The sequence below is a fragment of the Stenotrophomonas sp. YJH_SMC_6 genome (assembly GCF_059371335.1).
This window is the reverse complement of the sequence record NZ_JCAFUM010000013.1, coordinates 176,056-185,077: the sequence shown is the minus strand read 5'-3', so window position 1 is coordinate 185,077 and position 9,022 is coordinate 176,056. Positions and strand designations below refer to the sequence as shown.

At 68.0% G+C, this 9,022-nt stretch carries 13 protein-coding genes; 7 read left to right on the top strand and 6 right to left on the bottom strand.

The window, feature by feature from the left end; all coding sequences use genetic code 11:
* Positions 1 to 525: 525 nt before the first annotated feature.
* A complete protein-coding gene (locus AC5P9N_RS16200; RefSeq protein WP_005410571.1) occupies positions 526 to 1,119 on the bottom strand; it encodes a mechanosensitive ion channel family protein in 594 nt (197 codons plus the stop codon).
* A 36-nt stretch (positions 1,120 to 1,155) separates the two neighbouring features.
* Complete coding sequence (locus AC5P9N_RS16195; protein ID WP_005410570.1) at positions 1,156 to 1,335, bottom strand: hypothetical protein; 180 nt, start codon at positions 1,333 to 1,335, stop codon at positions 1,156 to 1,158.
* A 126-nt stretch (positions 1,336 to 1,461) separates the two neighbouring features.
* Between AC5P9N_RS16195 and AC5P9N_RS16190 the strand changes: the two genes are divergently transcribed.
* From AC5P9N_RS16190 to AC5P9N_RS16180, 3 genes are read left to right on the top strand one after another with little or no spacing between them, the layout of a single operon-like run.
* Entirely contained in the window at positions 1,462 to 2,040 is a 579-nt protein-coding gene (locus AC5P9N_RS16190) for an RNA polymerase sigma factor (RefSeq protein ID WP_033834331.1), read from the top strand.
* A complete protein-coding gene (locus AC5P9N_RS16185; protein ID WP_005414222.1) occupies positions 2,037 to 2,570 on the top strand; it encodes a hypothetical protein in 534 nt (177 codons plus the stop codon). Before AC5P9N_RS16190 ends, AC5P9N_RS16185 begins: the two co-directional genes overlap by 4 nt.
* 10 nt (positions 2,571 to 2,580) lie before the next feature.
* Entirely contained in the window at positions 2,581 to 3,462 is an 882-nt protein-coding gene (locus tag AC5P9N_RS16180) for a DUF4097 family beta strand repeat-containing protein (protein ID WP_043035445.1), read from the top strand.
* 49 nt (positions 3,463 to 3,511) lie between these two features.
* On the opposite strand, the gene AC5P9N_RS16175 is transcribed toward AC5P9N_RS16180, so the two are convergent.
* The 3 genes from AC5P9N_RS16175 to AC5P9N_RS16165 form a co-directional block, all read right to left on the bottom strand.
* Entirely contained in the window at positions 3,512 to 3,694 is a 183-nt protein-coding gene (locus AC5P9N_RS16175; RefSeq protein ID WP_005410566.1) for a hypothetical protein, read from the bottom strand.
* Positions 3,695 to 3,705: 11 nt separating this feature from the next.
* Positions 3,706 to 3,999, bottom strand: a complete 294-nt coding sequence (locus AC5P9N_RS16170; RefSeq protein ID WP_053462562.1) for a YkgJ family cysteine cluster protein — start codon at positions 3,997 to 3,999, stop codon at positions 3,706 to 3,708.
* 229 nt (positions 4,000 to 4,228) lie between these two features.
* On the bottom strand, positions 4,229 to 5,590 hold the full coding sequence (locus AC5P9N_RS16165) for an Hsp70 family protein (RefSeq protein ID WP_099485077.1): 1,362 nt from the start codon (positions 5,588 to 5,590) through the stop codon (positions 4,229 to 4,231).
* Positions 5,591 to 5,772: 182 nt separating this feature from the next.
* Here AC5P9N_RS16165 and AC5P9N_RS16160 point away from each other — a divergent pair, with 182 nt between their 5' ends.
* On the top strand, positions 5,773 to 6,108 hold the full coding sequence (locus tag AC5P9N_RS16160; protein ID WP_005414225.1) for a zinc ribbon domain-containing protein YjdM: 336 nt from the start codon (positions 5,773 to 5,775) through the stop codon (positions 6,106 to 6,108).
* A 6-nt stretch (positions 6,109 to 6,114) separates the two neighbouring features.
* Here AC5P9N_RS16160 and AC5P9N_RS16155 read toward each other — a convergent pair whose 3' ends face one another.
* On the bottom strand, positions 6,115 to 7,266 hold the full coding sequence (locus AC5P9N_RS16155) for a transglutaminase-like domain-containing protein (RefSeq protein WP_099485078.1): 1,152 nt from the start codon (positions 7,264 to 7,266) through the stop codon (positions 6,115 to 6,117).
* Positions 7,267 to 7,506: 240 nt separating this feature from the next.
* On the opposite strand from AC5P9N_RS16155, the gene AC5P9N_RS16150 reads away from it, so the two are divergent.
* From AC5P9N_RS16150 to AC5P9N_RS16140, 3 genes are read left to right on the top strand one after another with little or no spacing between them, the layout of a single operon-like run.
* Positions 7,507 to 8,109: an HD domain-containing protein gene (locus tag AC5P9N_RS16150; protein ID WP_005410561.1), complete on the top strand. Its 603-nt coding sequence runs from the start codon at positions 7,507 to 7,509 to the stop codon at positions 8,107 to 8,109.
* A gap of 34 nt (positions 8,110 to 8,143) precedes the next feature.
* Entirely contained in the window at positions 8,144 to 8,332 is a 189-nt protein-coding gene (locus tag AC5P9N_RS16145) for an oxidoreductase-like domain-containing protein (protein WP_012480947.1), read from the top strand.
* A complete protein-coding gene (locus tag AC5P9N_RS16140) occupies positions 8,329 to 8,946 on the top strand; it encodes a DUF998 domain-containing protein (protein ID WP_099485079.1) in 618 nt (205 codons plus the stop codon). The genes AC5P9N_RS16145 and AC5P9N_RS16140 overlap by 4 nt, the downstream gene beginning before the upstream one ends.
* Positions 8,947 to 9,022 lie beyond the last annotated feature (76 nt).

Sequence of the window (9,022 nt, the reverse complement as noted above, 5' to 3'; positions counted from 1 at the left end):
GGGCAATGGCTTTGACCGATGTGGAGGTCTTGCAGGCCTCTTTGGCGACCTGCAGTTTGAAACGTGCGTCATATCTGTTCATGTATCCCTCGGGGTTGGATCTGACGTCCAACTCCCGGGGGTCACTTCACCATGGGGGCTTGGCCGCGGCATCCATGCCGCGGACACCCCGCACTCCGACACCGCCCCGCCTCTGACAGATTTCCGCGATCTGTTGGAACCCGCTGCTGATGCCGACCGTTGGTCGGCACGGGGTCGGATTCAATTTTGACTATCGATATCTGACAGATGTGCCGACCAACGGTCGGCACCCACCAACAGCGCGCGGAATCTGTCAGAGGTGGGGCGGTGTGGGTGGGCAGGACCGTTGGCGCCATGGATGGCGCCATCGAGCCCCCATGGACGGGTTTACGGCGTGTCCTGACCACCCGCACCGCCCCGCCATCCCACGGAATGCCGCTCTTGATCTTGCTTCGGCTTCGGCCTCTGCAGGTGCAGGGCGCAGCCCTGCAAAGGAAGACCCCCTCAGCCGTCGCCCTGGATGCCGCCGGGGGCCTGTGCCGGGTCGCGCCAGCGCCGCACCGTGCGCTGGAAGAACAGGTTGTTCGGCAGCTGCAGCACCGTGCCCTCGTGGCCGTCGCCGGTCTCCTGCAGCGTGGTGTAGATCAGGTTCACGTCGATCACCCGGCCCTTCAGGCCCGGTTTCTCGCCGTTCTCCAGCACCTCGATGTAGTCATGCAGGCGGAATGGGCGCGTGGTGAAGATCAGCAGCGTGCAGAAGATGTTGGAGAGCACGCTCCAGGCCGCGAAGAAGGCCACCGCACCCACCGCCGCGAAGCCGGTGAACGCGGTCCACAGTACCGACGGCGATGCGCCGAGCAGGCTGAGGATGTACAGGACCGCGCTGAAATAGACCACGAAACTGGTGATCCGGCGCGCGCCCATCACCATTTCCGGTGGCAGCGTGTAGTGCTCGGCGAAGCGGCGGATCAAGCGCCGTGCCAGCACCCGCAGCAGCCACGCGGCCAGCAGGGTGAGCAGGATCTTCACGGCGATACCCGCGTCGTGGAGCCAAGGGTAGGTCCAGGCCGGCAGGTGATCCTTCAGCGACAACATCATGGGGGCGACGACGGGTGGCAATAACGGCCCTCGATGTTACCCGGCGCGTGCGGGGGATTCGACCGCCGGGGTCCAGGCCAGGCAGACCAGCTCCTGGCGGTGCTGCTGCAGGCAGGCGCGGCCGTTGTCGGGGCGCAGCTGCAGTGACAGGCCCAGCGCCTGCAGCAGGACGCAGGCAGCGATCACCAGCAGGGCGGCGCAGGAAGGGCTGGACATGGCAGGACTCCCGGACGGCAGATTCGCGAAGGACCTTCCATGGATGCAGCAGCCGTCGAAAAGGTTGCATGGCATCGGCCGTCGATCGGCTCTAAACCTTTTCCCGGGTCGCCGCATCCAAGCGATATGCTCGACACCACCATGCCCGCGCCGCCCGCCGCCAACGACGCCGTCGACGAACCCGCTCTGGTACGGGCGGCGGCCGCCGGCGACACCGCTGCCTACGAACTGCTGTACCGGCGTCACGCGCCGCGTGTATTCGCTGTCCTGTGGCGGTTGTGTGGCGGCCAGCAGGCACGTGCCGAGGATGCGCTGCAGGAGGCCTTCCTGCAGGCCTGGAAAGCCCTGCCAGGGTTCCGTTTCGAGAGCAGCCTGTCCACCTGGCTGCATCGGCTGGGGGTCAACGCCGCACTGATGGAACTGCGTGGTCGCGCCGCAGGGCAGGATCACGACAGTCTGGAGGATGTCGATGGCGGCCTGCTGGAACTGGCGGTGCATGACCGTTGCGCGGGTACCGAGCGTGACCTGGAGCGCGCATTGTCGACACTGCCACCACGGGCGCGTGCGGTACTGGTGCTGCACGATATCGAAGGCTGGAAACACCAAGAAATCGCCGAGCAGCTGCAGATGGCTGTCGGCAGTTCCAAGGCACAGCTGCATCGTGCGCGCGGCCTGTTGCGCGCACGGCTGGGAGACATGACATGAGTACACACGAACACGATTCCGATCACGACCTGCTGGCCCGGCTGCGCGCGCTGCCGAACGAGCGCGATGTACCCGCCGATGGCTGGGCACGCCTGTCCGCCCGGCTGCCGCCGCGTGAATCGCAGGCAGCACCCGCGCCAACGGACAACGTGGTGGTCCTGCCGGTGCGTTCGCGGCGCCGCTGGTGGTGGCCGGCCGGCGCTGCCCTGGCTGCCAGCCTGGCACTGTATGCGGTGGCGCCGTGGCGGCATGCGCAGCCGGATACGCCGGCGCCGTCCGCCCTGCAGCTGCAGGCCGCGGCGATGACCGAGCAGTACCAGCAGGCCGTGGCCGCGCTGCCCGATGGACGGGCGCCGGAATGGCAGCCGGCCCTGCATGAACTGGATGAAAGCGCGGCGCAGATCCGTGCCGCCCTGGCGCAGGACCCGCGTGCGCCGCACCTGCTTGGCCAGCTCAAGCGCACCTATGCGCTGCGGCTGGAACTGACCCGGCAGGCGGCCTATGCCGCCGAGTCCGGCTTGACGACCTGAGGAGACCCCCATGACCCGAACCCTGATTTCCTGTTGCGTCGCGCTGCTGTTGGCCCCTGCCGTGGCGCTGGCCGACACCCGCATCGACGAGCGCCACACCTTGGCTGCGGGGGGGCGCATCGAGCTGAGCAACGTGGCCGGCAAGGTGACCGTGCGTGGCTGGGACCGCAATGACGTGCAGCTCACAGGCACGCTCAGCGACGGCCTGCAGTTGCGTCAGGAAAAAAGCGCCAACCGTGTGCGCTGGGAGATCGAATATCCGCGCCGCAGCAACAACGGCGGTGCAACGCTGGTGCTGAACGTGCCGCGATCTGTGGAGCTGCTGCTGAGCACGGTCAGCGCCAGCCAGGACATCAGTGGTATCGATGTGCGACGGCTGCAGGCCGACACGGTCAGCGGCAGCCTGAGCGCGGCTGGCCGCAGTGGCGACAGCAAGCTCAACACGGTCAGTGGCAGCGTCAGCGCACGCCTGCAGACGCCGAAGCTGGATGTGAACACCGTCAGTGGCCGCATCGAGGCCGGCGGCGGCGTGTCCGGTGATATCGGTGCGCAGACGGTGTCCGGACGGGTCCAGGTCGACGCCGGGCGCGTGCAGCGACTGGCGGTGGAAACCGTCTCTGGCAGCATCGATCTGGCAGCGGCCGGGCTGGCGCCCGGCGGCCGCATCAATGTCGAATCGGTCAGTGCCTCGGTCACGCTGAGCCTGCCACGCACGGTGTCGGCACAGCTGTCGGTGAACAGCTTCAGCGGCTCGATCAACAGCGACGCCGGTCAGGTGGAGCGGCCGCGCTATGGGCCGGGCAGCCATCTCGATACGCGTCTGGGGGGCGGTGATGGAGACATCCGCATCCAGTCGCATTCGGGCAGTGTGCGGGTACGCCTGGATCGCTGAGCACGGTCCGGCAGGCCGCGGCGGCAGCGCCGCCGCGGTCGGTACTGGGTCAGCTGGCTTTCTTCAGCGCCCAGGTGGTGCCGAGGACTTCGATCTTGCCACCGGCCTTGCGGAACGCTGCCAGGTCCGAAGCGATCGAATCGCTGCTGACCACGGTGCTGGCGGCCGCGCCCTTGCGTTCGCTGCGGATGCTGTTGCTGGCCTTCGCGGGGGTCTTTGCCTTGCGGGGCATGGTTGCTCCTGTCAGGTGGAAGGGGAGGAAAGCGCCCAGGCGTCGGCCTGGCGCAGGTAGTCCTGCCGCTCGCGGCGGCAGTCATCGCCGCCCATCGAAAACTGGCGGCAGATCGCCGGGCGCTGCGAATAGATCGTGCAGCGCAGGTGATAGGGATCGATCGCCGCGCACCAGCCTTCCTCGTTGCGCGCCATCACGGCACGGCCGTGGGTGTCGCGTGACAGGAACTGGCCAGGCACGTGGTCGCCGGGCTGCAGCAGCACGGGCAGCCGGCAACAGACCGCGTCACAACGGCGGCAGTCGATGGGTGCAGGTGCTGCGTCAGGTTGTAAGGCCACGGGGGCCTGGCGGGTGCCCAAAGCGGGTCTCGATGGCGGCTCAGGTGCTGCGCGGACCATGAACGAGCCAGGAAGGCATGGCCGCTAGGCCCGCAGGGCGGGCCAGGCTGCACCGTGGACACACACCGGCGTGGCCGGTGGAAGGTGCAGCGGGGTTCTAGCCGACCAAGAGTAACTTAGACCGCGTAACGTTTTGTTAATCCTGGCTGGCTGCCGCCAACGCCAGGCCCTGGACCACGCCCAGCGAGGGCTCGCCGTGGACCATGCGGGCCCCCGGGAAGGCCTCGGCCACGGCCTGGCGCAGGTAGCCGGCACGGGACATGCCCCCGGTCAGGAACACCGCATCCGGGTCGCCCCCGATGTCGCTGCGGACCTGGGCCAGCAGTTCCCGGATCTGCTCCAGGTAGCCGTGGGCGGCGGCGGCCAGGCCATCGGCGCTGCTGTCGGCATGCAGGTCGCGGGCGATGTAGTCCAGCGTGCTGCGGTGCTCGCTGGCGGCGCTGAGGGCGATCTTGGCGCGTTCGACATCGCGGTACAGGCGGGCGGTATTGCCGGTGTCCTGCAGGGCCTGCAGGCGCCCGCACCACGGCTCGTCGACGTGATCGTATTTGTGCTGGCGGAAGTCGCGCTGGCGCGTCATGTCCTGCACGGTGGCTGCTTCCACATAGTGGTGGGCGGGCACGCGGGTGATGCCGCGGCCGAACAGCGGCATGTAGCTGGACAGGCTCAGCGCCAGATCAATGTCGGTACCGCCGCGGGCGATACCCCACGCGCGGTGGATACGCGGGGCGTCGTCGCCGCCGACTTCGGCATGCGCGATATCGGTGGTACCGCCGCCGATGTCGACGATCACCGCCTGGTGCCGCTCGCGGCTTTCGGCGTGGTAGTGCATGGCCGCCGCGGCGGGTTCTTCGAGGAAATCGATCTGGTCGAAGCCGGCCTGGGTGGCGGCCTCGCGCAGAATATCCAGTGCCTGGTCATTGCCGGCCGCGCCGATCGAGCTGCGGAACTGCACCGGGCGGCCGAGCAGAGCGGCACGCAGCGGCTGGCCAAGCTGGGCGCTGGCGGTCAGGCGGATGTGTTCGAGGATGTGCGCGGCGATGCCGGTGATGGTCTGCTTCGCGCGTGGGTGCAGGTTGTAGCCCAGCATCGACTTCGGGCTCTGCACCAGGTTGCCTTCGTGTTCCTCGAAATAGGCTTCCAGCGCGTCGTCGCCGTAGACCGCGTTCTGCAGCAGGTCGCTGGCACTGCGTTCCTTGCCGGCGCGGGCTTCCATCCATTCCCGGCGCAGGGCGCGCAGGGCTTCACGGCGCAGCGCCTGCGGCGTGCGTTCCTGGCCGGCGGCACGAGCTGCACGCGCGGCGCTGTCGATCATCTGCTGCAGCTGGTGTTCCTGGCCGTCGTCGAGCTGGAAGTCGTCCGGGTCGGGCACCACGCCGGGGAAGTACACGCTGGTGCGGAACTGTTCGGCGTCACCGAAACGGATCGGCAGCAGTTTCCCCTCATGCACGATGGCGGCGGCGGAATTGCTGGTACCGAAGTCGATGCCGAGGCGCATGGGGAGTTCCGGGGGCGGTCAGGGGCCGCGCACTCTGCTGCAGTTCGCCGCCGACTGCAAGTTCCAGCGTCGCGGCTGCTCCAGCCGTGGTCATGGCGGCGGCCGGGCACCTGCCAGGGAGCCGGGGCCCCGGACCGGGCGGTTACAATGGCGGCTGTTGATTCACTTTGAGGTACTTGCCGATGTCGTCTGTTCCCGCCTGCCCGCAGTGCACCCTGGAAAACACCTATGCCGATGGCGCGCTGTGGATCTGCGCCGATTGCGGTTTCGAATGGACCGCCGAGGAAAGTGCCGGTTCGACCCTGGTCGTGCGTGACAGCAACGGCAATACCCTGCAGGCCGGCGACACCGTCACCGTGATCAAGGACCTGAAGGTGAAGGGGTCTTCGATCCCGCTGAAGCAGGGCACCGTGATCCGCAACATCCGCCTGGTCGAAGATGATGCCGAGCACATCGAAGGCAACTCGGACAAGATCAAGGGCCTGGTCCTGAAGACCTGCTTCCTCAAGAAGGCCTGATCGGTCTCAGCGCCTGGCCTGCTGCTGCGCGCGCCAGCGGGCCAGGCTGTCGAGCTTGGCCTGGTAGCGTGCCTGCTCCGGTGCACCACCCAGAAGCTGCGCGCGGGTCAGTTCACGGTCGGCGCGTTCAAGCTGCCCGGACAGGAAATACACGCGCGCCAGCCCGAAGTGGAACTGGTGCGCGGTGTCATACAGGCGTACGGCCTGCCGGTAATAGCGGATGGCTTCGGCCAGCTTTCCGGCCTGCTCGGCCTGCGTGCCCAGCATGTACTGCGCGAACGGGTCCTCACGCTGCACCGACTTCAAGCGTCGCTCCAGGGCCTTGGCCTGCGCATCCAGCCCAAGCTGCCGATACAGCGCGCTGGCATTGGTCAGCGCCGCATCCTGGCGGCCGTCCAGGCGCAGGGCGCGGTCCAGTGCCTCCCGCGCCGCACCGGTGTTGCCCTCACGGTTGTCGAGCACACCCAGGTTGTTCCAGACCGAGGGGAACGCGCGGTCCTGCACGACCGAGGCATCGAAGAACGCGCGGGCGCCGAGGAGGTCTCCTTCGGCCATGCGTTCGGCACCTCGATTGTTGTAGAAATGCGCCAGTGCACGCGCGCGGCTGACCGGCTGCGGGCCGCGGCGATCGTAGAGTACGTTGCGATCGAGGTCGACCGTGGCGTAACGCCCCGCGATCTCCACGCCCGCGTTGACGTGGCCCACACTGTAGACCACGCCGGCGTCCTGGTCCTGGTACCAGGACACGACCTGGCCGACTTCCTGGACGCGGGCCTGGATGCCAGCCTCGCGCGCCAGTGCCACGAACATCAGCGTGAAGGCGAGGCAGTTGGCGCGGCGCTGCTGCCAGACTTCGTCCACGGTATAGGTCGCGTTCGCGTCGTACTGCAGGTCCAGCCCCTGGCGGCCGAAGATCATTTCCACCAGTGCCTGCAGCCGCTGCTCGCGCGATGAACTGCGGTCGATCACCTGCGCCTGCAGCATCGCGCGCATTGCGGGAGGAATCGCGAAGACCTGTTCCGGTGAGGGGACCTCCACCGGGGGGACGCTGCCGATGGGCGGGAGTGCATCGGTGCGCGGGTGGTTCTGTGCGCAGAGCGGCGCGGCCATCAAAGCGGCCAGGACCACGACGAAGATGCGGGCGGCAGGGCGATACATGACAGTTCCCGGCAGCGGCGGGCGCTCCCGCCTGCGGCGAGTGTAGACCCGGCGGCGCCGCGCTGCAGTGACCGTTGGTCGGCGCGTGGCCGGTACGGCGTTTCATCCACAACCGATGTGGACCAGCGCTCGACAAAGCTGTGGACAACCGCGTCCAGGCCTCACCGGGCAAGCGTTGTGAGTATGTGGTGAAAAAACCATCAGCTTGCCGCGGGGCTGCGCAGGCGGGATGATCCGGGTATGGATTTCTCTCCGCTGACGCTGGCTCCTGCGCAGTGGCAGGCGCTGCAGGACAGCTACGCAACGCCGCCCCGCGCCTACCACCACTTCGGACACGTACGCGCGGTGCTGCAGCACTGCCAGGACGTGGCTGACGGCCCGGGCTGGCAGAGGCCCGCCGAGGTGTACCTGGCCGTGCTCTACCACGACGCGATCTATGTGGCGGGCCGCAAGGATAACGAAGCGCGTTCGGCGGCGCTGGCCCTGCAGGCAATCGCACGGGCCCCGGAACTGGCCGGCGTCGACGCCGCGCGGGTCGAGCAGTTGATCCTGCTGACAGCCCGCCATGGCGATCTGGGCCCGGACGACGTTGATGCCGAGGCCGCGCTGTTCCTGGACTGCGACATGGCGATCCTGGCCGCGCCCGAGCCGGTGTTCGCCGCCTACGATCGTGGCGTGGCCGAAGAGTACAAAGGGGTCGTGCCGGGCTTCCTGTACCGCGCCGGGCGTCGCCGTTTCCTACAGGGGCTGCTGCGGGCGCCGCGCATCTTCCTCAGTGACTTCTTCCACCAGCGCCTGGATGCGGCGGCTCGGGAAAACCTGCGTCGACAGCTGGCCCGCTGAGCTGGACCGGTACACTTGGGCCTGCTCTCACCGATTGTCGCTTCCCACTGTGTCCGTCCCTGATCCCGACCCCCGCCCGCTGCCCCCCGAAGAGCCCGGTCCCAACGAGTGCTGTGGCAGCGGCTGTCCGTTGTGCGTGCTGGATCTCTATGCCGATGAGCTGCAGCGCTATCGCAAGGCGCTGGCCGAGTGGAAGACGCGGCATCCGGAGGCAACGCCATGAGCCGTGCGCGTCCGGCGGCGGTGCTGGCACTGGTGGCGCTGCTGCTGTTCGTGGCCACCGCACTGTGGACCCAGTTCGCACGCAGCGATCTGGACTGGGTGCGGGCAACCTTGAGCCTGTACCTGCACGGGCCGTGGGGCCTGGCATTGCGCGCTGCCTACTGCCTGCTGGCGCTGGCCATTGCGGCGCTTGGCATTGCGCTGTATCGCGGCAGCATCGGGCCGCGCCGCAGTGCGGCGGCGCCGCTGTTGTTCACTGTCTCTGCGCTGGGGCTGGCGACGGTCGCCATCGGTGACAGCTGGCTGCCTGAAGCGACCCCGCTGCTGGCACCGTTCATCCATGGACTGGCAGCCAACACCGCGTTCCTGTGTGCCAGCGTCGGCATGCTGCTGCAGGCCTGGTACCTGCGCCGCGAACCGGGTTGGCATTCTGCCGCGGGCCTGCTCTGGGGCTGGGCATGGCTGGCCTTCGTGCTGCTGTGGCTGCATGTGCTGTGGCGTGGTGGACCACCGCGTGGGCTGGGACAGAAAGTGGTGATCGCGGTGATCGTTGGCTGGCTGCTGTATCTGGCGATGGCCCTGTACCGGCGCAGCCGTCGGGCCGCAGCCCACTGAATCCCCAACGGCCTGCGCCGGTACGTGCCGTGCACGCGGCAGCGGCGTATCGTGTGCGCATTCCATCGGGGATGCG

What these genes read in the sequence shown, in the direction of transcription:
- AC5P9N_RS16200 (WP_005410571.1), bottom strand. Translation starts at nt 1,119, where the DNA reads ATGATGTTGTCGCTGAAGGATCACCTGCCGGCCTGGACCTACCCTTGG.
- AC5P9N_RS16195 (WP_005410570.1), bottom strand. Translation starts at nt 1,335, where the DNA reads ATGTCCAGCCCTTCCTGCGCCGCCCTGCTGGTGATCGCTGCCTGCGTC.
- AC5P9N_RS16190 (WP_033834331.1), top strand. Translation starts at nt 1,462, where the DNA reads ATGCTCGACACCACCATGCCCGCGCCGCCCGCCGCCAACGACGCCGTC.
- AC5P9N_RS16185 (WP_005414222.1), top strand. Translation starts at nt 2,037, where the DNA reads ATGAGTACACACGAACACGATTCCGATCACGACCTGCTGGCCCGGCTG.
- AC5P9N_RS16180 (WP_043035445.1), top strand. Translation starts at nt 2,581, where the DNA reads ATGACCCGAACCCTGATTTCCTGTTGCGTCGCGCTGCTGTTGGCCCCT.
- AC5P9N_RS16175 (WP_005410566.1), bottom strand. Translation starts at nt 3,694, where the DNA reads ATGCCCCGCAAGGCAAAGACCCCCGCGAAGGCCAGCAACAGCATCCGC.
- AC5P9N_RS16165 (WP_099485077.1), bottom strand. Translation starts at nt 5,590, where the DNA reads ATGCGCCTCGGCATCGACTTCGGTACCAGCAATTCCGCCGCCGCCATC.
- AC5P9N_RS16160 (WP_005414225.1), top strand. Translation starts at nt 5,773, where the DNA reads ATGTCGTCTGTTCCCGCCTGCCCGCAGTGCACCCTGGAAAACACCTAT.
- AC5P9N_RS16155 (WP_099485078.1), bottom strand. Translation starts at nt 7,266, where the DNA reads ATGTATCGCCCTGCCGCCCGCATCTTCGTCGTGGTCCTGGCCGCTTTG.
- AC5P9N_RS16150 (WP_005410561.1), top strand. Translation starts at nt 7,507, where the DNA reads ATGGATTTCTCTCCGCTGACGCTGGCTCCTGCGCAGTGGCAGGCGCTG.
- AC5P9N_RS16140 (WP_099485079.1), top strand. Translation starts at nt 8,329, where the DNA reads ATGAGCCGTGCGCGTCCGGCGGCGGTGCTGGCACTGGTGGCGCTGCTG.